Raw genomic sequence first — 26378 nt, 5'->3', positions numbered from 1 at the left:
ATCCGCTCACCTACTATAGATATTTATGTTTCTTAATTTAAGAAACCACTTTACAGACCTCTTTTTTAATTCATACAACGTCTAATGGCTCGAATGATCCCTGTATAACCTGTACAGCGGCAGAGATTTCCAGAGAGTCCCTCCATAATTTCTTCGTCAGTCGGTTGAGGTGTCCTTTTGAAAAGGGCTGTTATAGCCATCACCATGCCTGGTGTACAATAGCCGCATTGCAAGCCCCCTTCTTCAAGAAGCGCTTTTTGAATGGGATGCCCTCCTTCTTCATTAAGTCCTTCAATAGTTAAAATCGATGTTCCAGACGCTTGATAAGCCATGATTAAACAGGCATTCACTAATTCTCCATCCATTAAGATCGAACAGGCACCGCAACGACCAATCCCACAGGAGAGTTTGGCGCCTGTTAACTGCCTTTCACTCCGTAACAATTGAATAAGAGGTGTCGTTGGCTCAGTTTTAAATGTCGTCAATTGATTGTTAATTTGAAAGGTGATTTCCATTAACGAAGTCGTCTCATCGGTCCGGTCTTCACTTACGCTTGTTTTTTCAATGTCCATGGGAATAGCCCCTCCTCAACATGTGATAATAAGGCTTCAGGACAGACCGGCAGTTTGACAGGCCAATAACCAATGGCATCATGAATGGCTTTTGTAATAGCGGGGGCCACCGCAACCGTTCCAATCTCTCCGACACCCCTTGGTCCATACGAATCTCCTTCATCCAGCATCTCGATCGCGTCTACATTCATTTCAAGAGGCGCATCCCTAATAGTTGGAATGAGGTACGTATCGAAGTTTTTCGTGACATAATGGCCGCCAACCATTTTTGCCTCTTCAGTCAGAGAATAGCCTAATGCCATGACAGCTCCGCCTTCTATTTGACCGAGATAGCCTAACGGACTGACAACAGGACCGGCAGCGACTGTTTGGTCAAGTCGTCTAACCTTTACTCTCCCTGTAAGCAAATCGACTTCAACTTCTGCCAATACCCCTGCAAAGGAATAGAGAAAATGGCCGCCGGGTACCGGATCAGGTGTTGTTGGAAATTCAAAATGGGTGTCGACGCAGATAGGTTCTTCATGATTGGCATATTCAGCGAGTTCTTTATAGCTCATTAGAGGCGTTTCACTTTTTCTATCCGACCGCCTCCAAATGCCTCCTTCACCTAATTTCAAGTCCGTTTCCATAAGTCCTAAATAAAGGGAGGCAGCATGCAGCAATTTGTTCGTAAATGCCTCCTTTAATCGTTGAATCGCTGTCCACACCATGCTTGTGGCACGTGATGCAGTAGATGAGCCTGTCGGCGGAACGAGATGTGTATCCCCGTTTAAAATAAGTAAATCGCTTGGCGCACAATGAAGTTCAGACGTCACAATGGTTTCAATAACAGCAAGCAATCCCTGACCGCATTCCTCAAAGCCAAAAGAGACCTCAATTCTCCCATCATTATTTAACGCAAGCCGGCCGCCAGAGCTATCCAAACGACCATAGCCAAGCCCACCACCATGCATAGTGATCGCAATTCCGATTCCTCTCTTAATAAAAGGGTTAAAAACATCCGAATCACGTGCTGCAAGACGCTTTGTATACTGATGATCCAATGCTTCCACCACCATGGAGGCACCATCGGTTGGGGCAATACGATGCTCCATCGGTCCAAGGTCGGTTGCATTTCTTAAATTCCGCCTTCTCAATTCAATAGGGGCTATCCCCAGTTTTTCAGCTAAACGATCCATTTGACCTTCTAAAGCAAAGGTCACCTGGTTACCTCCAAATCCACGAAATTCACCTGCCACCCCATTATTAGTAAAAATTGATAATCCTTCTGTTTCAACATGAGCAATCCGATAGGGACCCGTTGCGTGTTCGACAGCAAAATCTAACACGGCCGGTCCAAGGGAAGCATAAGCCCCAGTATCTGCCACAATGCGAACCTGATGAGCCAGTAATTTCCCCGAAGCATCCGTTCCTGTTTTCATTGTAATGGTCATCGGATGCCGCTTTATCCCTGAACGGAGTGATTCCTCCCTTGTCTGGTGAATTCGTACAGGACGTCCTGTTTTTAATGCAAGCAATGCTGCGTAAGGCTGAACATTGAGTTCATCTTTTCCTCCGAACGATCCCCCCATTGGACTCGAGACAACACGAATTAAGGCTTCTGAACAATTTAAAATTCTAGATAATTGATAACGATCTTTGTAACCGTGCTGTGTTCCCATGTAAACGGTAATGCCGCCATCGTCTTCTGGAACCACAACGCCTCCTTCTGTTTCCATATAAGCGTGCATTTGTCGCGGCACTTCATAGGTTTCTTCCACAATACAAGTACAGTCACCGAAACCCTTCTTTACATCCCCTTTTATAAAACTTGCCTTATGAAGTAAATTGCCATTTGAATGGAGTTTGGGAGCATTGGGAAAAAGGGCTGTATGAGGATTGTCCACAACTGGTAAAGGGTCATAATCGACAACAATGAGGTCAAGTGCCTGTCTCGCTATTTCTTCTGTCTCCGCTGCAACTGCTGCCACAGCATCACCAATAGAGCGAACGACAAAATCGCATAAGACAGGCTGATCAGGTGTAATGAGACCAAAACCATTGAGACCGGGTATATCTTTATGCGTTATGACAGCTACAACTCCCGGCAACTGTTCCGCCTTCTTAGTATGAATGGCTTTAATTTCAGCATGGGGATAGGTACTTCTTAACACTTTGCCATGCAGCATTCGTTCAAAGGTGAGATCTGTTAAATAAGCGAGACATCCCGTTACTTTGTCCTGCCCATCAGGACGAATTCGACCTTTGTCTTTTCGATTTGCTAACATTGTGGGTGCTCCTTTGTCTCATTTATTTTAATTTGAAGGCTAGTTCATACAATTGACCGATGATTAAATTAGCGACTACCTTTTTTAAATATTGAGGAGAAGTAAAGGGGCTTTCCAACGGATGTAGGGATTGCCAAATAGAGGAATAAACCTTGGATAACGTTTCCTCGTTTAATGGACGTCCAAGAAGAAGGTCTTCAGTCTGAAGTAAGCGTTCTGGCAAGTGATCAGTGCCGCCAACGGCAAGGCGAATATGTGAGACACAATGATTGACATTGACGGTACATCTTCCTGAAACGATCACTTGTGACGGAACAAACGCTTCTCTTCTGGCTGTTTTTTTAAAGAAAGCCGTCGTTACTCCCGCCTCCATTTTTTCCATGGTCATATCTGGAAGGTACAAATGGGTTAAAACAAACGGTTCTTGACGATTCGCTTGATCTAACCAATTGTGTAAAGTCAGATGCTTGCTTCCTGAAGGTGTTTGGATCAAGAGCTCGGCCTCTAACACCAGTAAGGCTGGAAGGAGTTCTCCTTTTTTGCTCATGACATTACCGCCTAAAGTAGCCCGATTCCGAATAGCGGGAGAAGCGATTTGGGGAAGAGCCTCTAACAAAAGTTTCGTTTCACTGAAATCAGAGAGGCCCGCTTGAAGGTCAACTAGACGTACGAGGGACCCGATCTCTAAAAAGGTTTCTTGCCCTCTTAACCGTTTCTTTACTTTTTTCAAGTCATTCAGCTTCTCTAAAGAGATGAGATCACGAGGCATAACACGGTTTTGAATCCATTGAAGCTGCAGATAAGTCCCGCCTGCCACAAAACACGATTCATGACCTAGTTTTTCTTTGACACTCAAAGCTTCTTGGATGGTTTCGGGTTGCCACACAACAGGTGATGATGAGATAGAAGGCACCATTCATAGTCCGCCTTTCGCCAAGTGATAATCGCAGGCCGTATCAATATCAAAAAAGAGGCGTTTATCCTGATAAGGAATAATCAATCCTTTATCTTTCCAACTGCCGCGAAGGAGCTTGCGTGCCCCTTCATCTCCCTTTAATTGTGCAAGTTCTGGAAACATCTCTTTTGAGAACAAGATAGGGGGTCTTGGGAGATCGCCGAAGCTCGCCGCAATAAAAGGATAAGGTTGCTTTTGATAAGCATCAATTAAATCATTTATCAAGTTGCTTGTTACAAAAGGTTGATCCGCTAGTAAAACAACAATCGCTTCCGGGTCAACAGACCTTGCCGATTTTAGCCCTGTTCGGAGTGAGTAGGCCTGCCCTTCCTCTTCCCATTCACAGGCCGCTACAACGATGCGCTTGTTTTCTTCTTGAAGAAAGGAGCGATCAAACCATTCCGGAAGTCCCGTTTTTGGAACAACGACACTGATCGTATCGAGCTTTGAATCAAACGCCTGCTTGAGAGCTAGATTTCCGAGCAATGTATCTTGTAGAGGAAGAGCCAGTTTATTGCTCCCCATACGTCTGCTGTTCCCCGCTGCTAAATAAATACCACTAATCGATTTCAAAGCCTTTCCCCCTCGTAATGACTTAAATAATCAAACGAGAATTTCAGCCCTTTTAAGAACTCGTTTGATTGAACGATTGGCCTCTTTTAAAACTATGTCTTGATCAAGTGTATTTAGCCGCCTATTTTCCATCACAATTTGACCGTTAATAATGGTCGTCTCTACATCATGACGTGTTGCAGAATAGACAATTCTTGAGACCGGATCAACGCCAAAAGAAGGGTAAAGGTGAAAGTCATTCAAATTCAAGATCGCCAAATCCGCCTTTTTCCCAGGTTCCAGACTGCCAATTTCCTTCTCCATCCCAACCGCTCTTGCTCCTCCAATTGTCGCCATTTTAAAAACGGTGTTAGCGTTCATCGAAGTGGGACCATGAGCCGGTTTCTGAATGAGTGCTGCAAGCCTCATCTCATTAAACATATCGAGATTATTATTACAAGGGGCTCCATCTGCTCCAAGACTTAAAGAAATATGCCGATCAAGAAGATCAGGGGTTTCCGCAATCCCAGAAGCGAGCTTAAGGTTTGAGCCCGGGCAATGACTCACATGAACCCCTCTCTCCTGAATAATTTTCTTCTCCTCCTCATTCAGCCAAACACAATGAGCGAGAATTAACCGATCGTTCGCCAGGCCTAGATGGTCAAGATACACGACATTGCGCATCCCGGTTTCTAATTGAACGATTTCTATTTCACCACGATTTTCTGACGCATGTGTATGAACGTTCACTTTATAGGAATCTGATAACCTCTGAACCTCTTTAAGCAACTCTTCCGTGCAAGAAATCACAAATCGGGGTGAAAAGGCATACTTCAGACGTCCATTATCAAATCCATGCCATTTTTCCAGCAAATCCACACTCTGTTGGAGGGAGCGTGCCGTCACTTCCCTTAACCCAGTCGGAACCTCTCCCCCTTTATCCATCATGACCTTCCCGGACAAAGCGCGTATCCCGCTCTGACTCAATGCCTGGAAAGCATAATCTGTATGATGGACGGTTTCCATATCCATAATCGTCGTTGTCCCGCTTTGGATCAATTCACCAATTCCAAGCATTGCAGAATAATAAACGGACTCTTCATCATGTGAAGCTTCGAGCGGCCAAATTCGCTGTTTCAGCCAATCTAACAGTTCCAAATCATCTGCCTGACCGCGAAATAAGGTTTGACAAAGATGAATATGTGTCTGAATAAATCCAGGAATAACTGTTTTCCCTTTGGCATCAATGACTTTATCTGCCGCTTGATCGCACAACTCACCCCCCATAGCTTTAATGCGGTCACCTTCAATTAACAGATCCCCATAGATTATCTCCTCTTTGGCATTCATCGTGATGAACTCAGCATTTTTAATAAGAATTTTCAAGATTCCTTCTCCCCTTTATTGGAAAAACAAAAAGGCCACCAAAAAATATGCGAGCTTAAGCGGCATATTTTTTCGTAGCATAGGAATTTACGGTTCCTATCTAGAGACCCTTAAACCAATTTTTAAGGTTATACGAAAAAAGAACAATAAACGAATGATTGATTTTTTCTCAGTATAAGGCGGAACCAACCATCAACCAACACTTTTGTCATAAATCCTTACATTGTTTTTTTTAAATGCTGTTTTCGTAAACTTTGTTGTTTTTTTAGGCTCCAATAAGCTCGCTTTCCGCGGGCAATCCGTGAGCCTCCTCGGCAAAATACGCCTGCGGGGTCTCACCTGGCTTGCTATTCCCGCAGGAGTCTCACCTATTTCCACCTATTTTTTATCAACTAGCAACAATCTTTTAGAAAAGAGCCTTTTAAAAAAAGAAAATGGTGAGCGTGCTCACCATTTCGAATTTTTGAGGCTCATTTAACGATTAATGGTTACCAGGAGATTACCTATTCCATGATACCAGTGTCATTTTGGGCGGATTATCATGTCCTTGCCTATTCTCGTAACGCTTCTCCAAAATAAGGGCGACTATGGAGTGATCGAACTTTAGGCGTTCCCTTTTTCATACGAATCACTTAATCGAAACTCGCTATCTTCCTATCTTTTAAATAAGAAATGAACTTCTCTGTCCAATTTAATAAGTTAAGGTCTTGTTTTTTATTAGCAATAAAGGACAAACCGATTGCGTGACCCTTCTCGCTTTTAAGCGGGATGGTCACTTGCGGCAAACCAGCGAGACCGGCAATACAGGTGAGTTGCATCGTTTTTGATCGAACGTCTTCCATGTCCTCAGTTGCTAGACCTTTTAACGGTGCTTCTCCGGGAGCGGTAGGAATCACTAAAAGGGCATTATTAGCCAATAAATTTGTCAAATACTTCTCAATCGCCTCGCGTTCTCCTTGTTTTTGAGCATATAGATGTTGATCAAGTGTGCTCGTCCACTGAAATCGTTCTGCAATACCTGGTCCGAAAACAGGCTGTACGGACTCGATCCAGTCACCATGCTCTGCCCAAATCTCAAGCCCTTGTATCATCCTAAATAAACTTGCCCAATTGGCTAGTCCTGTATCAGCAACCCTTATTGACTCAGTGTGAGTGACCCAATCTTGTAAGACAGATTTTATTTTAATTAAGATATCCCTCGTATCGTTAGCGACGAAAGACCAAGCTTCTTGATCGAAATAAAGCTGATTAAACCTTGAGGTCTCAGAATTAGCTTCTTGTTGAATCAGCGTTTCTCCCACTTTCTTTAAGGTAACCGGATTTTTTGTCATCCAACCTACCGTATCAAAGCTCTTAGATAGCGGAATAACACCTGCAAGAGGCACCGCGCCATGAGTTGGTCTTATTCCGTATAACCCGCAATAGGCAGATGGAACGCGGACCGACCCGCCTGTATCCGTCCCAAGCGCAAAATCCACGCATCCTGCAGCCACTGCTACAGCGGAACCGCTTGAAGAACCACCTGGAATGCGATCTGAGGAGATCGGGTTGACAGGCGTCCCATAATGAAAGTTTTCACCATTCAAACTGTACATTAATTCATCTGTATGAGTCGTTCCTTTTAAGGAAGCCCCTTGTTTTAATAAACGATCAATAGCAGCAGCATTTTCTTTGGCAGGAAAATGTGTCCTTAACCAATCAGGATTCCCGGCACTATTCTTGTAATTTTTTATAGAAAAGACATCCTTCACGCTAAAGTTAAGTCCATTTAATACACCAGAGCCAGCAGCTGATCTCATTAAACGAGTATCTATGTAAGCTTTCCATTGATCCATCATTCTAATCCCCTCTCTTTTATTCTAGTTAATAATAGTTTGAATTTATTGGCAAGAAGGAAAATTTATTCGCCGGTTGATAAGAATACACGAACAAAATCGCTAACGCCGCGACTCCCTTCTTCCCAAGTATAGATTTAACCTATGAGTTTTTCTCGGGCACTGTTTTTAGGTTTAAACACTTAACAAAAATGGGTGGTTGTCATACCAATGTGGAAAATCGTCCCGTTTTAACATAAGAAGCGTAACTAGGCTACGTTACTGGTCAACTTCCTGGGTAAAATGGGCCGTTCCGAGTTAAATAGAGAATGCTCGCTACGCCTAACGACTCAAATGGGCAATTGGGAGAGGGATAGCGTATTCTGGTTACGCTCAACCGAAATAGGCGTAACGTCATTCCTTTATTTCGGCATTCTGGCCCGATTCGCGGCGGATAGCGAATCCTCGTTACGCTCAAACGAAATAGGCGTAACGGCATTCCTTTATTTCGGCATTCCGGCCGGATTCGCGGCGGATAGCGTATTCTCGTTACGCTCAATCGAAATAGGCGTAACGGCATTCCTTTATTTCGGCATTCCGTCCCATTTCGCGGAGGTTAGCGTATCCTCGTTACGCTCAACTGAAATAGGCGTAACGCCATTTCCTTATTTCGGCATTCCGGCCGGATTCGCGGCGGATAGCGAATCCTCGTTACGCTCAATCGAAATAGGCGTAACGGCATTCCTTTATTTCGGCATTTCAGCCCCATTTAGCGGCGGATAGCGAATCCATGTTACGCTCAACTGAAATAGGCGTAACGCCATTTCCTTATTTCGGCATTCCGGCCGGATTCGCGGCGGATAGCGTATCCTCGTTACGCTCAACCGAAATAGGCGTAACATCAGTCCTTTATTTCCGCATTCCGTCCCATTTCGCGGAGGTTAACATATCCTCGTTACGCTCAATCGAAATAGGCGTAACGGCATTCCTTTATTTCGGCATTCCGTCCCATTTCGCGGAGGTTAGCGTATCCTCGTTACGCTCAACTGAAATAGGCGTAACGCCATTTCCTTATTTCGGCATTCCGGCCGGATTCGCGGCGGATAGCGAATCCTCGTTACGCTCAATCGAAATAGGCGTAACGGCATTCCTTTATTTCGGCATTTCAGCCCCGTTTAGCGGACGATAGCGTATCCTCGTTACGCTCAATCAAAATAGGCGTAACGGCATTCCGTTATTTCAGCATTCCGTCCCATTTCGCGGAGGTTAACGTATCCTCGTTACGCTCAACCGAAATAGGCGTATCGGCATTCCTTTATTTCGACATTCCGGCCCGATTCGCGGCGGATAGCGTATTCTGGTTACGCCTAATCGTTTTACGTGTAACGACGATTCCCTCGCTTTGCGCGGACGTATTGCCGTGCCCGCGCAAAGCGAGGTTATTTTCGCACAAAAAACGACATTTCAATGTCGATGTATCCAAAAGTCGAGAATTTTATAATTTCTAAACACTAAAAAAGACATCCAATGAAAAAATCACTGGATGCCTTGCTTATTAAAAACTTCCTGTATCATACTTGCCTAATCCATAGGCATTAATGACACTTATTAATTTAACGGCATAGTTAGGATCAGTTGCATAGCCGCCGTCTTGTATGCCATAAGCATAGTCTTGCAAATTATGCGCATTTCTTAAGAAATACTGATACCGTGATTGGTTTAAGACCGCTGCATGATCAGCTATCGATTGATAATAGGTACTATATCGTTTAAATCCAGCATTAATCGTAATCTCAATGCCACCGATTACTTCATGAGTCGGTAAATAAATGGTCCCAGCCGGTCCTTTTCCTTTAATTCCAAACAAGTTTTTACCTTGAGTAGCTAACTGCGATAATTGTCCACCAGCATCGCTTTCTAATTCAATTTGAGCCAATGTAATGGCAGCCGGTACACCCGTAGAACGTTCCACCTGCTGTGCTGACTGAACGAATTGTTGAAGAACACCCGGAAGTCCTGACGCTGATGTCTGGTAAGTCACCGCACTTGAGCTTGAGCTAGCTTTGGGCGCTTGTGCCGCCTTTTTTTGCTCAGCTTGCCAATTAGAAAGATCGGCTTTATGGGCAGCTTCTTGCTGCGCATAGAGATCAGCCTGCTTTTGTTTTTCGGAAACGGCTTCTTGTATCGCAGACGCCTTATCCTTTAGCCCATTTAAGATGGTTTGTTCTTGAGCTTTTTTATTGTTCAAGTCCGCTTTCATCTGCTCAAGACTTTTTAAGTCCTCATTCAATTGATTAAGAGTAACCTGTAATGCCTTCTGGTCCTTCAGCAGATTCTGATTGTCCGTAACCTGTTGTTTGAGTATAGATTGATCTTGTTGAGCAATTTTGTTAACAAAAACAATCCGGTTGACAAGCTCATAAAAATTAGCAGAATTCAGCACTAATTCCAAATAACTGTTAGATCCGCCGCTCACATAAACAGATCTGGCGCGCTCTTTAATCAGCTTTTTTCGTTGACTAATGCTTTTCTTTAGAGCGGTAATGTTATCTTGTAATGTTTGAATCGTGTCTTTCGTTGTATCAACTGAATTTTGCTTAACTTGTATTTTATAAGTCGAGTCCTCAATTTGTGTTTCAAGGCTTTGAACTTGATCCATAACAGACGCCTGTTGCTTTTGATTCGCGTTGAGCTTATTTTTACTCGTCTGAAGATCGTTAAGTGTTGATTGCCTTTTTTTATCCAACTGATTAATTTGGCTCTTTAATTGACTTCCGCTGTCTGCAAGAGCTATGGGTGTTCGACTCATTAAAAGGAGGGCGAATGAAAGGGCGCTATAAGTCATCCAACGCTTCATCGGAATCCCTCTGCAAATAGCAAACTTCTTTCGGAACGATCACAACAGGCTTGGACACTCGCCTGAAATGGATCTGCCTCTTTAAACGTTGATGCTAAGCTATTATCGAAGGCCGAATTGTTTAGAACAGATTGGCCAACACTCTTCTTTTCTATCATCCTTTTTCATCACATCCTGACAAGAGTTTCGTAAGTTTGAATCGAAATCGACATAAACCACCAGCTCTAGTCATATTATAACACTCGAATTTCTATTAGAGATTATAAATAGATTACAGTTCTATTTCAGGGTCTAATAGTCTATCTATCAAGAACTTTTTAATTTTTGGCTCACTTAAGAAACTTACGTCGACCTCTATTGTGACCCATAAATGTAAAAAAGCACGTGAGGTGTCCTTTGATAGCTCAAGCTAAGTTTTTCCAAGAAGTTTTGACCCGAATAAACTCGTACCTTTTTATTTTCAAGCGAGATTGTTCTATAATAGAAATAGTGAGTATTTCCACGAGAGGTTGATTATAATGACAGATAGGACTCCAATAAAACTTACTTCACTTACTACTAAAGGCGGCTGCGGGTGTAAAATTGGCCCTGCGGATCTCGCTCAAGTTTTAAGAAAGCTTCCACCTGCAACTCCAAATCCAAATCTATTAGTTGGCTTAGATACTAGTGACGATGCAGGCGTTTATCAATTAACGGATGATTTAGCCATGGTTCAAACCGTTGATTTCTTCACACCCATTGTCGACGACCCTTATTCGTTTGGCCAAATTGCAGCGGCAAATGCCATCAGTGATATTTATGCAATGGGAGGCAAGCCGCTTACTGCTTTAAATATTGTAGCATTTCCGATCTCCACTTTAGATAAAAGCATCTTAACAGAGATCCTCCGCGGGGCCGGAGATAAGCTCAAAGAGGCGGGAGTTACATTAATCGGCGGTCATTCAATCGATGATAAAGAGCCTAAGTTTGGCTTGGCTGTAACCGGGATCGTTCACCCTAAAAAAGTAAGAGCAAATGCAGGAGCTAAGGTTGGTGACAAATTAATTCTCACCAAGCCGATTGGTGTCGGCATCTTAACAACTTCCATTAAACGAGAGCTTCTAACAGAAGAGGAAATCAAACGAGTGACAAATGTGATGGCTACATTAAATAAAACGGCTGCCGAAACAATGGTAGATTTCAATGTCAATGGCTGCACAGATGTGACTGGATTTGGACTGCTTGGCCATGCGTCAGAAATGGCCAAAGGCAGCCAATTAGGCCTTACAATCTATAAAGATCAAGTTCCCGTTCTACCAAGGGTCAAGGAACTTGCTGAAGCAGGTGCCGTACCAGGCGGAACAAAAAATAACTATAATCATCTTAAAGGTTCTGTTACATTCCCAGAGGACATGGATCAACTCGATCAATGGATATTATGTGATGCCGTCACATCAGGCGGTTTATTAATTTCTGTAGAGGGTTCTTCAGCTGACCAGCTCTTATCAGCTTTGCAGTCAGCAGGTGTTGAAGCTGCTATAATCGGTGAGGTTACTGAAGAGCATCCTGGCCACATTCGCGTTGTCTAAAGGTTTAAAACTAGATCATTTGTGAAAAAATCGGCTTAATGGCCGATTTTTCTAATGAACGAAAGCCATTGTCCAATTGGATGAGAAAGAAAAGGTGAAAATCGTGTTTCAAGATATTACAATGGAACGTTTGCTTGAATTGAAGGATAACGGTGAGATGACGGTCATAGACGTTCGTTCTCCTTCAGAATACAAAGAAGCCACCATTCCCGGCAGCCTTAATATTCCCTTTTTCAGCGATGATGAAAGAGCTGAAATCGGAACCCTATACAAACAAGTGAGTAAAGAAGCGGCTAAAGAACGCGGACTTGAAATCGTGTCTAAGAAACTCCCTTCTTTCGTCAATGAATTTTCTAAAATAGAAGGAAGAAAAACGGTCTTCTGCTGGCGCGGCGGAATGAGAAGCAGAACAACCGCAACGGTATTGGACTTAATGGGAATTCATGTTTATCGTTTAACGGGCGGCTACCGCACCTATCGAAACTGGGTAGTTGAGCAACTGAACAACTTTGAAATCCATCAAAAAATATATGTATTAAATGGAAAAACAGGTTCTGGAAAAACAAAAATTCTGCATCAGCTAAAAAAAGAAGGCCTGCCTGTCTTGGATCTTGAAGGCTATGCCAATCATAGAGGGTCGATCTTCGGCCAGATTGGCTTAGAACCCCATAACCAAAAAACGTTTGATGCCTTGTTGATCCAAGAACTGTTTCAACATCAAAATGCACCCTTCCTTCTGTTTGAAGGAGAAAGCAAACGGATTGGTAAGGTCCTTCTTCCTGACTTCCTCGTAAAGAAGAAAGAAGAAGGTATCCAGATTCTAATCGAACTGCCAATCGAAGAAAGAATTCGTCATATCTTAGAAGATTACCAGCCTTGGGAGCATAAGGAAATGTGTTTAGACGCCTTTTTGCGCATCAAAAAAAGGATTCATACACCCATTGCCAAACAAATTGAAGAAGATTTAATATCGGAAAATTATGCCTCCGCTGTTCGCTTGCTTCTAGAATTTTATTATGATCCTTTGTACAACTATTCGACTGAACGCTATCCGGATGAACAGAAAATCACGCTTAAAGCGACTAATATTTCAGAAGCAGCCCAATTAATACTCGATTATTTGGCTGTACGCCAACCTTAACCTTAAGAACCATCTTGATCATCCATAGATGATTGAGGATGGTTCTTAATTTTTAGCGTTGCCCTCTCACCTCTCTTCCTTGAGAAGCACCCGCATTGTCATTCTCTTTACCTCTGCTAATTGCTATCTCAACTATCATTTTCAAGCTTTATAACTGATCGAATGAATCAGTCATTCTCACCTGAAATTAATAGGTTTAACAAAAATAATCGACAAAATTCAACTTTTTCCTCTAAAATAGGTTGTCATTCTTCGCACTTCGAAGTAAAATGAAGCGATGATAGACTACTATTTTTTTAAGGGAGTGCTAGAATGAAGCCCTCTACACAGCATGAAATTGTTCATTCACGCTCTGAGCGCCATAGTAAGCGAAAAAAACCGAAGCGTTTAAAAAAGATGCTATGGATAATCATATTCATCCTTTTTATATTAGCCGGGTCGACCGCTGGATTTATGTACGGAACGCCACAAGGCTTGAGTTTTCGAAAAATGCTAGTTGGATCCGTGCTTTCTACACAGCATGCCCGTTACGTAAAATATATGACATTTCTCCTGCCTCAGAATGAGATAGATGCCCTAAAAAAGTTGGCGAAACACCCGCCAACCAAGCAAACCACGATTAATCAAAAAACGTTACCGCTCGATTACAAAAAGAAAAAACAAAATCAAGCGATTAAAGTCGATACGATTGAAACACAAAATTATACCGCTAAGGTTTTGATCATTCCAGACCCTACCACTGTACACCTTGTCCCTTCGCAGCTTAAAGATCAAGGACAAGGCTTGTCTGATATTATTAAAGAAAATAACGGCGTAGCAGGAATTAACGCTGGAGGATTCGTTGATAAAGGTGGAACGGGATCTGGCGGTCAAGTGATTGGGATTGTCATCAGTGAAGGAAAAGTATTAGATGTCCCTAGCGCTGGTCGAGATAAAGCTGAACTCGTTGGTGCTTTCTTAAGCGATGGCCAATTTATTACCGGAAATTATTCGGTGAATCAATTAATGAAATTAGGTGTTACGGAAGCCGTTAGTTTTGGCCCGCAGCTTATCGTCGATGGGAAAAATCAAGTGACCTCTTCCATCGATGCCGCCTGGGGTTGGGCGCCGCGTACCGCCATCGGCCAAGCGGAAGACGGCAAGGTCGTCATGATTATTACGGATGGCCGTTTTTATTGGAACAAAACGCACCGAGGTGCCTCCATGTCAGATATGGAACATCTTATGGAGACTTATCATGTTAAGAATGCGATTTCCATGGATGGCGGCGGTTCGACTACGATGATTAATAACGGACAATTACTCTTAAAGCCTGCTACACAAACAAGTATCGGGATGCGTTACTTACCGAATGCATGGGTGGTCATTCCAAATTAATCGAAAAATCGGGTTTAGTTTGTGGTATTTCTTTTAAAAAAACGACACGTCAATTGACGTGTCGTTTTTTCTTGTTCAGGCAAGTTTTTTTGGCATTTGATGGACTTATCGATCATTTTACACTTTTTAGTTTTTCAAGTTCTGCTAGAAATTCTTGTGCCTCACTAAGTAATTCAGGAGAGCCATTTTGCTCTTGTAGGCATTCAATGGATTGTTTAATATGGTTGATCCGATCTTCGATAAAATCTTTCGCCATTAAACTTGCCCCTTTTACTAAAAGAGTTCTTCTTATTTCATCTTACGACATTCGTTAAAAAATCACCATAAATATATATTCAAAATACATCTTTTTAAAACTTTCTTGTGACAATTAGAAAGAAGCGATCTCGTTTTATTAGTAAACAGAAAATCCGACCGTTGATTTCACCCGCTTTCCGTAACAATTCTTCAGCTGCCTTGGAAACATTCTCTGCGTGATTTTCAGCAGGTGCTTTTTTAGCAAGTGACTCGTGCCTACCACTCCAATCAATCGGAAATACTATTTACGCTCACAAATGTAAAGAGGTATAATCCCCCATTTTTAAAGAGAATTATACTTTTGTATTCATTTTTGCCTTCACTTACCTAGTTCGATTCCTTCATCTTTTCTTCTAATTGCAAATAAAAATCATCGCGTCTTATTGCCATCCTTTCTAGTTCCATCTGAAGTTGAGATAATCTTTGTAACTCGACTCCGGCGACCTGCATTTGTTTTTTAATGCCGTCAATCTCTAGTTCCGTATCGACTATGGCTTGTTCGATTGTTTCGAGACTTATGTTTTGAGTCACCCTTGCTTTCCCTGAAGAGGCCTTTTCAGCATGTATCGTTTCAGGGATTGAAGCCCTTTTTACTTTCTCTCTTTTTTCTTTGGCTTCTTTATAACTGCCTTCAAAGCGAATGAGGTGCTTGTTTTCCAGCCAATACGTGATGCTGAAGCACTTATTTAAAAAGAATCGATCATGCGAGACCGCTAACACTGTTCCGGAAAAGTGATTAACGGCATCTTCCAGGATCTCCCTTGATTCGATATCCAGATGATTGGTCGGTTCATCGAGAACAAGAAAATTAATATCTTGGTGCATAAGTTGTGCAAGTTTTAACCTCATCCGTTCACCGCCGCTTAGAGAACCGATCGGACGGAATACCGTTTCCCCATAAAATAAGAATTTAGCTAAGAGATGACGTGCCTCCCCTACTGTCACACTCACTTCTTCTCTAAAGGCTTCAATCACCGTCTTCATTGATTCTTTTAAGAAGACATGCTGCGAGAGATAACCGATCTTTATCCCCGTCCCTAATTTCACTCTCCCATCAGATGGTACCAATTCCTGTGTGATGAATTTGAGTAATGTGGATTTTCCACTTCCGTTTTGCCCGACAATCGCGACATGCTCTTTATATTGGATATGAAGAGCAAGATTTTCAAATAAAGGTGCGTTATCAAATCCATGGGTCACCTTCTCCAAATAAAGAACATCCTTCCCGCTTCTTTCGTTTAGTTCAAATTCTAAATTCATTTGCTTCGGATTAATAATGGGTCGATTGAGTTTTTCCATACGCTCTAATGCCTTTTCCATACTCTTCGCGCGTCTGTGCATGCCATCATTAGGAGGATTCGCTTGATTTGCCCATTCTTTAAGGCGTTTGATGGTTTCCTTCATCTTCTGAATTTTCTTTTGCTGTTCTTGATAGGCAGCAAATTCCGCCAGCAATCGTCTTTCTCTTTCAATAACATAATAAGAATAATTGCCTTGATAACTATGACAATTGCCTTCCTCAATCTCGACAATTTTGGTCACCACCTCATCTAAAAACGAACGGTCATGTGAAATGATGAGCATGGTGCCTTCATAAGCCTGCAAATAACTCTCTAACCATTCAACGGTTGTGAGGTCCAAATGGTTCGTTGGTTCATCAAGTAAAAGCAGATCCGGTTTTGTTAATAATAAATGACCAAGACTGACCTTTGTCTGTTGACCGCCACTTAACTCACTAAATAAATGGTCCTTCAACTCATGAATCGCTAATCCATAAAGCACTTGATTAATTAAATGATCAACTTCATACCCACCTAATCGCTGAAATTCTTCTTGAAGCGGTCCGTATTTCTCCAATAGTTTAGCTAACTGCTTATCGGAAGAAGCGGTTGCCATGTTAACCTCACACGCATTAAGTTGTTCCTGCAGATCGAGTAAGTCAGAAAAAGCCAACTGAAGGACCTGATAGACAGTCGTATCCGCTGAAAAATCCGGTATTTGCGCTAAATAGCCTATTTTCAATCCTTTTTTTACGAAAACATTTCCTTTATCCGGTTTTTCCATACTTGCAATGAGTTTGAAAAGGGTTGTTTTTCCTGTTCCATTTCGCCCGACAATCCCAACTCGTTCCGATTGATTCACTTCTAACGTCATCTCTTCAAAAACAGGATTGCCGCCAAACGATTTCGATACCTTATGCAATCGAATCATGATTTTCACCTCATAAAAAAAGCCATGAGCAGAGAGACCTACCCATGGCTAATGATTTAGTTTAAAAAACAAAAAGGAAGGAACCAGTCCTTCCTCATCCGTCATTAAATAAACGTCTAAGCGGGTTAAGCTTCACTGGTTACAGATTTCATATGCTGTTGTCTAAAAAAGGGCAGACTACCCCCTTTGATGAAAACAGCATGAAAAATCGCACAAATGATATAAACAAATCTTAACCAATGTGCCAAAACATCTGTAAACCCGTTCACTTAACCACACCTCCTTTATTTAATCTGTATATATATTTCTAATTTATCACGCTTTTGAAGTAAATTCAACTCTTAACGGATAACTGTTTGATTTAAGTCGAGGTTTTCTAGACTTCTCTCAATCACGACATTTGGTGCTTAATTCCACATCATATTTTTCCCATGTTAGCCAAAACTAAGCCTATCCTTTGAAAGGAGTGAACATGCTATGAGCACAGGCAAGAGTTTTAATCATAAGCGGAAAAATCACCCTGGAGCCTTCCCAAAAAACACCGTAACAGAAGAAAAAGAACCCGGTGAACCAATGAATGAAGTAGCCGATTTCGCTACTTATGAGGCCTTTAAAAACCGCTCCGATCAAGAAGATGAAGTCGTTAAAGACAGCGAATGAAGCAAAAGCGCTCATCAGGTGAAAGCAGGTTTTCACCCGGTGAGCGTCTGTTTTTTCACCTCTAATATATTCACGCTTAGGTCATCCGTCAAATTAGTCGGGCATCTTTTAAGCATCGATCGGCTAACCTTTCTCTAGTTGTGTTAGAATGTAAAGTAACTTAAAAAATTAGAGGTGTTTTATATGAAAATTGAATTATGGTCAGACTTTGTTTGTCCGTTTTGTTATATAGGTAAGCAGCGCCTAGAAATGGCAATCAGCCGATTTCCGCATAAAGAGGAAGTTGAAGTGATCTATAAAAGCTTCCAGTTGGATCCTCACGCTGAAGCCTACTCAGAGAAAAGCATCTATGAAGTCCTAGCTGCAAAATTCGGCTCAACCGTTGAACAGGTCAAAAAGATGAATGAAAGCTTAATCCAACAAGCCGCAGAGATCGGTTTAGATTTCAATTATGAGATCATGAAACCGACCAACACATTGGATGCTCACCGATTAGCCAAGCTTGCCAAATCATTAGACAAGGAACATGCTCTTACCAATTTGCTTTTAAAAGGTTATTTTACTGATGGTAAAAATATCGGAGACCCTAACACGTTATTAGACCTCGCAGAAAAGGCAGGGATTGACCGCGAATCCGCTTCTAAAGTGTTAAACACACCTGATGCTTACTTAGCAGATGTTCAAAAAGACATTGAGGAGGCCCAAGCGATTGGTGTCCAAGGTGTTCCTTTCTTTGTCGTCAATCGCAAATACGCGATCTCAGGGGCACAACCGCTTGAGACTTTTGTTGGCGCATTAAATCAAATTTGGCAAGAAGAGCACCCTGCTCCAACGCTTAAAACCTTTGGCAGTACGGACGCCGATGTCTGTGCAGATGATAGCTGTGCGATCCCGACGCCAAAAGCCGAAAACTAAACCGAACCAATCTCACAGAGTGGAGCTTCTTTGATTTTTGGCGGACCTTTTAGGATTTTTGGACAAGCTTCTTGGATTTTTTGGCGACCTTCTTGGATATATGGGGAACCTTCTTGGATTTCGCTCACTCACATGAATGTGTGGGTGAGCTTCTTTGATTTTGAGCTAACCTTTTAGGTTTTTTGGCCAAGCTTCTCGGATTTTTTGGCGACCTTCTTGGATATATGCGGAACCTTCTTGGATTTCGCTCGCTCACATGAACGTATGAGTGAGCTTCTTTGATTTTGAGCTAACCTTTTAGGATTTTTGGACAAGCTTCTCGGATTTTTTGGTGACCTTCTTGGATATATGGGGAACCTTCTTGGATTTCGCTCGCTCACATGAATGTGTGAGTGAGCTTCTTTGATTTTGAGCTAACCTTTTAGGATTTTTGGACAAGCTTCTTGGATTTTTTGGCGACCTTCTTGGATATATGGGGAACCTTCTTGGATATATGGGGAACCTTCTTGGATTTCGCTCGCTCACATGAATGTATGAGTGAGCTTCTTTGATTTTTGGCGGACCTTTTAGGGTTTTTGGCCAAGCTTCTCGGATTTTTTGGCGACCTTCTTGGATATATGCGGAACCTTCTTGGATTTCGCTCGCTCACATGAACATATGAGTGAGCTTCTTTGATTTTGAGCTAACCTTTTAGGATTTTTGGCCAAGCTTCTTAGATTTTTTGGCGACCTTCTTGGATATATGGGGAACCTTCTTGGATTTCGCTCGCTCACATGAATGTGTGGGTGAGCTTCTTTGATTTTGAGCTAACCTTTTAGGATTTTTGGCCAAGCTTCTCGGATTTTTTGGCGACCTTCTTGGATAAATGAAAAACCTTCTTGGATTTCGCTCACTTCCCCCCTCCTTGGTCTGCCAGGTTATTTTAATTTAAAAAGCCCTCCAGAAATAATCTCTTATTTCTAAAGGGCTTTTTATTCAATTATTGGTGACCTAGAACCGGATGAGGGATATACGGTTCTTCAAGACGAGCAATTTCATCCGCGGTTAATTGGACAGAAAGACCGCTCACGGCATCCTCTAAATGGCTCATTTTTGTTGTTCCTATAATTGGAGCGGTGACAGGTTCTTTTTGGAGGACCCAGGCAAGCGCTACTTGTGCACGAGGAATTCCTCTTTCAGCCGCAATCTCTGCTACACGCGCAACCACTTGTCGGTCTGCTTCGTGCGTCTGAGAATATAAATATTTTCCAAATTCATCTGTTTCAGATCGATAGCTTTTATCATCCCAGTCACGTGTCAATTTGCCGCGCGCCATTGGACTCCATGGAATAACCCCAATCCCCTCATCTTTACATAAAGGGAGCATCTCGCGCTCTTCTTCACGGTAAAGGAGATTCAAATAATTCTGCATCGAAACAAACCGAGTCCAACCATTTTTCTCAGCAACGTGCAAGGCTTTGGCGAATTGCCAAGCATACATGGAAGAGGCGCCAATATATCTTGCTTTCCCTGCCTTTACAACGTCATGTAAAGCTTCCATGGTTTCTTCGATTGGTGTGCTGTAATCCCAGCGATGTATCTGATAAAGATCCACATAATCCGTGCCCAGTCTCATTAAGCTATTATCGATTTCCTGCATAATCGCTTTTCGTGAAAGCCCACCGCCATTAGGGCCTTTATGCATCACGCCATGTACTTTGGTCGCAAGGACAATCTCATCACGGCGTGCAAAATCTTTTAGCGCTCTTCCAACAATTTCTTCACTTGTCCCTTCAGAATACACATTTGCCGTATCAAAGAAGTTAATGCCGAGTTCAATCGCACGTTTAATAATCGGTCGACTCTTTTCTTCATCGAGAACCCATTGATGATTCCCGCGCTCAGGAACACCGAAACTCATACAGCCTAAGCATAAACGTGAGACTTCCATTCCCGTTCTACCAAGTTTTACGTACTCCATTCATCATCCCTCTTTCTGGTCAAGTCATTTTAAAGAGCACAAGCTATGTAAGTAAATGTCCCTTCTATTTTAACAAACGGATTGAAAAAAGAGTGTATTCATGCTCATACTGACTGAAAAAAATCAAAGAAGTTTGAAGCCGCTTCGAATTAATGAACCGATGAAGAGCTTCAAGCACCTTCTTTGATAGGTAATCCCGCCCTAGAATAGTAATAAAAACATTGCTGGAAACAAAACGTTATTGCCGACTCCTGCTGGCGGGCCAAATCCAAAGCCTTGATTATTAAAAGGTGGATAGCCATACATAGGGGGTCTAACACCAGGTCCCCATCCAAAAGGCCCTCCAAAATTAGTCATTTATATCACCTCTTGTTAAATAGGACTGCTTTCCATCATGTTACGTAAGAAAAGCATATTTGCTTAGACATATTGCAAATTAGACACTTTACAAGCCGCAGGTGACATCGGTCGGTTATAAGCAAACAAGCAGCCCTGCAACATACAGGACTGCTTGTTATAAGGAATCTTTTACGCTTAACTTCCCATTTTTCTTCTTGTATTGCTGACTTTTTTAAATTGCTGTGATTTCATCGTTTGCTTCTGATTGCCAAAGCCTGTCCCATTCTTACCTTGTGTTTGCTGCTGCTTCTTTTCCGCCAGCTTTTGTTTCATTGCTTCTGCAAGATTCACTTTTTTCTTTTCTGACATTAGATGATCCCCTTATCCTAATATATCTCTATCATACAACGAGTCCTTTAATAATCAAGAGTTGCCAACCATTTCTTTTCTTACATACAAATGAACTATTTTAGTTAAAATACAAAGAGAGAGGGTTTCTAACAAGGGTGAAAGGGCTAATTCTCAGAGTATTATAGTTAGATGAATTGTAAATTATACGCTTCGATTGTAAATTTTATGTTTAGTTTTTGTAAAAACCATATTCAAACTCAAAAAGATCCGTTAATATAATTAAGGTTTTGTAAATGAAATGATGGAGGTTACTTACATGGCTTTAAAAAAGAAAGATAAATTTATTACATACTTGACTGATATGTCAATTAATCTAAAAGAAAGTGCCACCTTTTTTTCAGATTATAAATTGACAGATGAGAATAGTGTCAATACCTTTTATCAAAAAATGAAGGATTATGAAACAAAAGGCGATAATTATGTCCATGATCTAATAAAAGATCTCAACAATGCCTTTATTACGACTATTGACCGCGAAGATATTTTGAGCCTCGCCATGAGCATGGATGATGTCTTAGATGGACTGGAACAAACCTCAGCTCTGTTTGAAATGTACGAAATTACGAAAGCTGATTCCTTTATGGAGCGGTTTGTTTCAACGATCTTAAAGTGTACAGATGAAATAGAAACCGCTGTTGAGATGCTCTCTTCAAGAAAGCTGTTAAAAATTCGTGAGCATGCCATTAAAATTAAAGATTATGAATCCAAATGCGATGATATTCTTCGCGAATCCATTAAACATTTGTTTAAAAATGAAAAGGATGCAATTCGGATCATCCAATATAAAGAAATTTATGAAGAACTTGAAGAAGTGGCTGATGCTTGCCAAGCCGTAGCTAACAAGCTCGAATCGATTATCATGAAAAACGGTTAAGAATACTCCAACAATAAGATTTACTTACTTCATTTTGAATGACATAACCTAACAGTTAGTGGAGGCACTAATGACACTTATTATAACGATAATCTTTTTCGCTTTAATTTTTGAATTCATAAATGGGTTTCATGATACAGCAAACGCGATTGCCATGTCTGTATCGACACGAGCATTGTCACCGAAAATCGCTGTTGTCTACTCAGGTATTATAAATTTTATCGGAGCCGTTTCTTCCACCGCTGTCGCTAAATCCATAGGTGGGAATATTGCCGATCCAATGAACATTAAACACGGTTCCATGATAGTGATCGCCGCTCTCATATCTGCTATTATTTGGAATCTCCTCACCTGGTATTTTGGAATTCCATCTTCATCCAGTCACACTTTAATTGGTTCGATTGCTGGTGCAGTCATCATGGGTTCAGGACTTCATTCCGTTAATTGGGCGGGCTTCTCAACTATTATTGAAGGCTTGCTAATCTCCCCTGTCCTTGCTTTTATAGTTGGCTTTATTGTCATGAAAATTTTAAAGCTTCTCTTTAGAAAAGCACGTCCGCAACCGACTAACAGGGGCTTCCGTCTTGTTCAGATCCTTACAGCTGGACTGACCTCGTACTCTCATGGCGGAAATGACGGCCAGAAAACAATGGGTATCATTGTTTTTGCCCTTGTTGTCGGCGGATTTAAGACAAATCTGGATGTGCCATTATGGGTACAGATTATATGTGCACTAACTATGGCACTTGGAACCATGGTCGGAGGATGGCGCATTATTAAGACGGTTGGCGGTAAAATCTTTAAAATCCAACCTATTCATGGGTTTGCTTCTGACTTTACATCATTCGCTGTTATGCAAACCGCAACACACTTTGGACTTCCTGTTTCGACCACTCATGTAACGTCATCATCCGTTTTGGGGGTCGGCTCAGCTAACCATTTCCGCAGCGTCAGATGGGGAACTGCTATTCGCATTTTAATTGCATGGGTCATTACTTTACCTATCTCGGCAATACTTGCTGGCGTGATCGTCTCCATTCTGAAACTATTTTAATCGATAACAACCTCCCTTATGTTTTACCGGGGAGGTTGTTTTTAATGACAACTGTTTGCTCATTTACTTTTCACATAACTCAGAGAAGCCTCTTCATCAACAATTAAAGTCACATTAGGGTGTGTCTTAAGAATAGAAGCTGGGAAGGTTTCATCGATTGGACAAGTCATCAACTTCTCAATAGCTTTTGCCTTCTTTTTGCCAGAAGCAAGTAAGAGGATTTCCTTGCTTTTTAATATGGATTGAATCCCCATTGTAATCGCCTGTGTCGGGACATCGCGAGTCGTTTGAAAAAAATGGCGGTTCGCATGCCTTGTTGATTCGGTAAGTGTCACCACATGTGTATGGGTTTTAAAAGAAGTACCTGGCTCATTAAAACCAATATGTCCGTTCTCTCCTATCCCTAGCACTTGGAGGTCAATCGGGTATTTCCGTATGATCTGATCATACTTCTGACATTCCTCATGTAAATCGCTTGCCATACCATTTGGAATAAAGGTCTGTTCTCGATTTATATCGATAAAGTTGAACAAATGACTTTCCATAAAGTAGTGATAACTATTGGGATGCTCCTTAGGAATTCCCACATATTCATCTAAATTAATGGTCACTATCTCGCTATAAGACGTTCGATTAATCCGATGGTCTTGTACAAGCTCTCTATATGTGCCAAGCGGTGTATTTCCAGTTGCAAGTCCCAACACCGCTTTTGGGTTCTCTTTTACTACTTTAAGAATAAAGGACGCTGCTCGACTGCTTAACTCATCCGAATCTTTAACTGGTATAATATTCAATCAGAACCCTTCCTCTCATAAGCAAGATTTCCTTTGCAAAAAGTCATCACAACTTGCCTGTTCTCATCAAGAACGACGAGATCCGCATCCTTTCCTTCCTCAAGACTTCCCAACCGGTCAAAAAGATTCAATTCCTTCGCTGGATTAGCAGACGTCATTTCAACGACGTCCTCTAGTGATGCATTCGTAAACTCCATCATATTTCTAAATGCATCGCTCATCTTCAAGACACTTCCAGCTAAATGACCATTTTCAAGTTCAGCTCTTCCATCCTTAACATAAACGGTTTGGCCTCCTAAATCATATTGACCGTTTTTGAGACATTTCGCTCTCATGGAATCCGTAATTAAAACTAGCTGCTCCTTACCTTTTTGTCGAAATGCCAGATCAATAACAGCTGGATCTGAATGAATGCCATCAACAATTAACTCTGCCGTCAATTCTTTTCTTAAAAGAGCAGCACCTACCACTCCAGGCTCACGATGATGAAAGCCTGTCATCCCATTATATAGATGTGTGACATGTGTCGCTCCAGACTGAATCGCCTCGTTCACTTGTTTATAAGTCGCATTTGAATGTCCGATTGAAATTACAATTCCTTCACTCTTTAAATAGCTCATTAAAGCATGATGATCATCTTCTTCTGGAGCTAATGTCACTAATTTGATTAAGTTATCCGCTTCCTTTTGAAACGTTTTAAACTGCTCCACAGAAGGCTTCGCCACAAACTCAAGCGGTTGTGCTCCGATCTTTTCTTTTGAGATAAACGGACCTTCCAAATGAATGCCAAGAATTTCAGCATGACCCGGCTTAGTTCCATTCTTCACATACTCAGATACATTGACTAGAGCTTTCTCTATTGCCTCTGGGCTTTGCGTCATAGTCGTCGCCAAAAAACTAGTTGTCCCTTCCATTGGCAAAGCTTTTGAAAGGGTATCTAGCGCCTCTGAACTCGCATCCATTGTGTCCGCACCATTCGCCCCATGTATATGTACATCAATCATCCCAGGAATTAAAGAGAAATTGCTAGAAAAAGTGTATACATGAGGGCTGTCGTTCAGATCGACCCGTTCAGAAGTCCTCCCCATTTTTATAATTCTGCCACGGTTGACATGAATATAACCGTGCTCAATTGTTTCCTTTTCTCCGACAATCGTTAATCCACTAATAATAAATGATTGACGATTCTCCATTCTTATCCCCCCCTTTATCTCCTAAAAAACAAACTAATTGACTAAGAGACTTGCTCATCTCACTCATGATAATATAACCTTAGGCTAGTAAACGAATGAAAGTCAATATTGTTAGAAGATTTATTAAAATGTTTATTCACATAAAAGGATTTGGCGAGTAAAGTGAGATTTACTCACTTCGCAGCGGTCAATCATTTGAAACCCTGCTTGATTTATCAGCGTTTCAAGCGGCTCTACAGTGATGATCACTAAACGGTCTGTCATCCTTCGTGCACTCCTCATCATCCTGAGCTTTTCGTCATCAGAAATCACCGAACAGAGATTATAGGGCATATCGATAATAGCCGAATCGAAATGATCCTGTATATCATGCATATCCCGCAATAGCACTTGGCCACTATAACCAAAATGAATGATATTTTCTCTTGCCCCCTTCATCACTAATGGGTTCCTGTCACTTCCTTCAATCGCAATCCCCATTGATAAGGCTTCAATTAATACCGTACCCATTCCGCAGCATGGATCGATCAATGTCTTCCCAATTGGACAAGGAAGCGCGATATTGACAACGGCTCTCGCCACTCTCGTATTTAAAGCCGTCGAATAATGATGAGGCTTCCGCTGATGAAGCAGCCATTGTTTTTTGTTCTCTAAATAAGAGCCAAAGATCCATTCTTTTGTATCGTAAAGGAGACCAAACAATAGCTCTGGGTTATTCAAGTCTGCTTTCCCCCGGATCACCTGGCCGATCTCCCGTTCCATTCGTTGTCTTTCTTCATAGTCTATTTTTTCTAAATAGGGACGTTTGTTTGTGTTGAGCAGCTGAACTTTAAAAGAGCTAGAAAGTGCCGGTAAAGCGCTTAACTCCTCCATCAATTCACCAAGCGTCTTTGCCCTAATTAAAACTTCAAGGCGTTCTTTAATAAATGGACTTCGACTTGGATCCCGTTTAATAGATGACGTGAGGATTGCTCCCGAAGAATCCTCACCAAAGAGGGAACGCTGCTCTAGTTTGCATAAGGAACGCTCTTCCTCTGAACATGAAAAAGTATACACATAAGTAGCGGGTTTTACTGGATGATCTCTCAACTTCTATTTCAACTCCATTTCATTTCCATTATATAACAAGAACTCAGTCTTAGCTCTTCACTCTTATATAAAAAAAGAGATTTTCCTCAAGC

General features: G+C 41.7%; 25 protein-coding genes and 1 riboswitch. Of the genes, 9 read left to right on the top strand and 16 right to left on the bottom strand.

Annotated elements, in window-relative coordinates; all coding sequences use genetic code 11:
* Window positions 1-65 precede the first annotated feature (65 nt).
* The 6 genes from PU629_RS10860 to PU629_RS10835 all read right to left on the bottom strand — a co-directional run bounded on the left by PU629_RS10860 (window position 66) and on the right by PU629_RS10835 (window position 7570).
* Window positions 66-515: a (2Fe-2S)-binding protein gene (locus tag PU629_RS10860; RefSeq protein ID WP_275284400.1), complete on the bottom strand. Its 450-nt coding sequence runs from the start codon at window positions 513-515 to the stop codon at window positions 66-68.
* Between the two features lie 32 nt (window positions 516-547).
* The gene (gene pucD, locus PU629_RS10855) at window positions 548-2839 is read right to left on the bottom strand and encodes a xanthine dehydrogenase subunit D (RefSeq protein ID WP_275284267.1); all 2292 of its coding nucleotides are present in this window, start codon (window positions 2837-2839) and stop codon (window positions 548-550) included.
* A gap of 22 nt (window positions 2840-2861) precedes the next feature.
* On the bottom strand, window positions 2862-3755 hold the full coding sequence (locus PU629_RS10850) for an FAD binding domain-containing protein (RefSeq protein ID WP_275284266.1): 894 nt from the start codon (window positions 3753-3755) through the stop codon (window positions 2862-2864).
* Window positions 3756-4367, bottom strand: coding sequence for an NTP transferase domain-containing protein (locus tag PU629_RS10845; RefSeq protein WP_275284265.1), 612 nt, complete (start codon window positions 4365-4367; stop codon window positions 3756-3758). It abuts the gene before it with no gap.
* 30 nt (window positions 4368-4397) lie between these two features.
* A complete protein-coding gene (locus PU629_RS10840) occupies window positions 4398-5735 on the bottom strand; it encodes a 5'-deoxyadenosine deaminase (RefSeq protein WP_275284399.1) in 1338 nt (445 codons plus the stop codon).
* Between the two features lie 52 nt (window positions 5736-5787).
* A riboswitch (purine riboswitch) is annotated at window positions 5788-5888 on the bottom strand.
* A 476-nt stretch (window positions 5889-6364) separates the two neighbouring features.
* Complete coding sequence (locus PU629_RS10835) at window positions 6365-7570, bottom strand: amidase (RefSeq protein ID WP_275284264.1); 1206 nt, start codon at window positions 7568-7570, stop codon at window positions 6365-6367.
* A gap of 279 nt (window positions 7571-7849) precedes the next feature.
* On the opposite strand from PU629_RS10835, the gene PU629_RS10830 reads away from it, so the two are divergent.
* Entirely contained in the window at window positions 7850-8329 is a 480-nt protein-coding gene (locus PU629_RS10830; protein ID WP_275284263.1) for a hypothetical protein, read from the top strand.
* A 7-nt stretch (window positions 8330-8336) separates the two neighbouring features.
* Entirely contained in the window at window positions 8337-8735 is a 399-nt protein-coding gene (locus tag PU629_RS10825; protein ID WP_275284262.1) for a hypothetical protein, read from the top strand.
* A 366-nt stretch (window positions 8736-9101) separates the two neighbouring features.
* On the opposite strand, the gene PU629_RS10820 is transcribed toward PU629_RS10825, so the two are convergent.
* Window positions 9102-10403, bottom strand: coding sequence for a glucosaminidase domain-containing protein (locus PU629_RS10820; protein ID WP_275284261.1), 1302 nt, complete (start codon window positions 10401-10403; stop codon window positions 9102-9104).
* 518 nt (window positions 10404-10921) lie between these two features.
* On the opposite strand from PU629_RS10820, the gene selD reads away from it, so the two are divergent.
* From selD to PU629_RS10805, 3 genes are all read left to right on the top strand, one after another.
* Window positions 10922-11971 carry a selenide, water dikinase SelD gene (gene selD, locus PU629_RS10815; RefSeq protein ID WP_275284260.1) on the top strand — a complete coding sequence of 350 codons (1050 nt, stop codon included), beginning with the start codon at window positions 10922-10924 and terminating at the stop codon, window positions 11969-11971.
* A 103-nt stretch (window positions 11972-12074) separates the two neighbouring features.
* The gene (gene mnmH, locus PU629_RS10810) at window positions 12075-13112 is read left to right on the top strand and encodes a tRNA 2-selenouridine(34) synthase MnmH (protein WP_275284398.1); all 1038 of its coding nucleotides are present in this window, start codon (window positions 12075-12077) and stop codon (window positions 13110-13112) included.
* Between the two features lie 312 nt (window positions 13113-13424).
* Complete coding sequence (locus PU629_RS10805; RefSeq protein WP_275284259.1) at window positions 13425-14489, top strand: phosphodiester glycosidase family protein; 1065 nt, start codon at window positions 13425-13427, stop codon at window positions 14487-14489.
* Window positions 14490-14601: 112 nt separating this feature from the next.
* Here the strand turns inward: PU629_RS10805 and PU629_RS10800 are convergent, their stop codons facing one another.
* The 3 genes from PU629_RS10800 to PU629_RS22595 form a co-directional block, all read right to left on the bottom strand.
* Window positions 14602-14745, bottom strand: a complete 144-nt coding sequence (locus tag PU629_RS10800) for a hypothetical protein (protein ID WP_275284258.1) — start codon at window positions 14743-14745, stop codon at window positions 14602-14604.
* A gap of 368 nt (window positions 14746-15113) precedes the next feature.
* A complete protein-coding gene (gene abc-f / locus PU629_RS10795) occupies window positions 15114-16997 on the bottom strand; it encodes a ribosomal protection-like ABC-F family protein (protein ID WP_275284257.1) in 1884 nt (627 codons plus the stop codon).
* Window positions 16998-17122: 125 nt separating this feature from the next.
* Window positions 17123-17266, bottom strand: a complete 144-nt coding sequence (locus tag PU629_RS22595; protein WP_481900491.1) for an RAxF-45 family protein — start codon at window positions 17264-17266, stop codon at window positions 17123-17125.
* A 208-nt stretch (window positions 17267-17474) separates the two neighbouring features.
* On the opposite strand from PU629_RS22595, the gene PU629_RS10790 reads away from it, so the two are divergent.
* Complete coding sequence (locus tag PU629_RS10790; RefSeq protein ID WP_275284256.1) at window positions 17475-17657, top strand: hypothetical protein; 183 nt, start codon at window positions 17475-17477, stop codon at window positions 17655-17657.
* Between the two features lie 183 nt (window positions 17658-17840).
* Window positions 17841-18572: a DsbA family oxidoreductase gene (locus PU629_RS10785; RefSeq protein WP_275284255.1), complete on the top strand. Its 732-nt coding sequence runs from the start codon at window positions 17841-17843 to the stop codon at window positions 18570-18572.
* Window positions 18573-19551: 979 nt separating this feature from the next.
* Here PU629_RS10785 and PU629_RS10780 read toward each other — a convergent pair.
* The 3 genes from PU629_RS10780 to PU629_RS10770 all read right to left on the bottom strand — a co-directional run bounded on the left by PU629_RS10780 (window position 19552) and on the right by PU629_RS10770 (window position 21240).
* Window positions 19552-20532, bottom strand: coding sequence for an aldo/keto reductase (locus PU629_RS10780; protein WP_275284254.1), 981 nt, complete (start codon window positions 20530-20532; stop codon window positions 19552-19554).
* 201 nt (window positions 20533-20733) lie between these two features.
* The gene (locus PU629_RS10775) at window positions 20734-20889 is read right to left on the bottom strand and encodes a hypothetical protein (RefSeq protein WP_275284253.1); all 156 of its coding nucleotides are present in this window, start codon (window positions 20887-20889) and stop codon (window positions 20734-20736) included.
* A gap of 177 nt (window positions 20890-21066) precedes the next feature.
* A complete protein-coding gene (locus PU629_RS10770; RefSeq protein WP_275284252.1) occupies window positions 21067-21240 on the bottom strand; it encodes a hypothetical protein in 174 nt (57 codons plus the stop codon).
* A 298-nt stretch (window positions 21241-21538) separates the two neighbouring features.
* Between PU629_RS10770 and PU629_RS10765 the strand changes: the two genes are divergently transcribed.
* Both PU629_RS10765 and PU629_RS10760 read left to right on the top strand, forming a co-directional pair.
* Complete coding sequence (locus PU629_RS10765; RefSeq protein ID WP_275284251.1) at window positions 21539-22156, top strand: DUF47 domain-containing protein; 618 nt, start codon at window positions 21539-21541, stop codon at window positions 22154-22156.
* 58 nt (window positions 22157-22214) lie between these two features.
* Window positions 22215-23210 (top strand): inorganic phosphate transporter, encoded by a 996-nt coding sequence (locus PU629_RS10760; RefSeq protein ID WP_275284250.1) that lies wholly within the window; start codon window positions 22215-22217, stop codon window positions 23208-23210.
* 59 nt (window positions 23211-23269) lie between these two features.
* Here the strand turns inward: PU629_RS10760 and nagB are convergent, their stop codons facing one another.
* The 3 genes from nagB to PU629_RS10745 form a co-directional block, all read right to left on the bottom strand.
* Window positions 23270-24004 (bottom strand): glucosamine-6-phosphate deaminase, encoded by a 735-nt coding sequence (gene nagB / locus PU629_RS10755; protein ID WP_275284249.1) that lies wholly within the window; start codon window positions 24002-24004, stop codon window positions 23270-23272.
* A complete protein-coding gene (gene nagA / locus PU629_RS10750) occupies window positions 24001-25197 on the bottom strand; it encodes an N-acetylglucosamine-6-phosphate deacetylase (protein ID WP_275284248.1) in 1197 nt (398 codons plus the stop codon). Before nagA ends, nagB begins: the two co-directional genes overlap by 4 nt.
* Before the next feature lie 132 nt (window positions 25198-25329).
* Window positions 25330-26286, bottom strand: coding sequence for a TRM11 family SAM-dependent methyltransferase (locus PU629_RS10745; protein WP_275284247.1), 957 nt, complete (start codon window positions 26284-26286; stop codon window positions 25330-25332).
* Window positions 26287-26378 lie beyond the last annotated feature (92 nt).

The sequence above is a fragment of the Pullulanibacillus sp. KACC 23026 genome, from assembly GCF_029094525.1.
Lineage (GTDB): Bacteria > Bacillota > Bacilli > Bacillales > Sporolactobacillaceae > KACC-23026.
The sequence above is the reverse complement of the archived record's forward strand: the minus strand, read 5'-3'. Positions and strand labels throughout refer to the sequence as shown.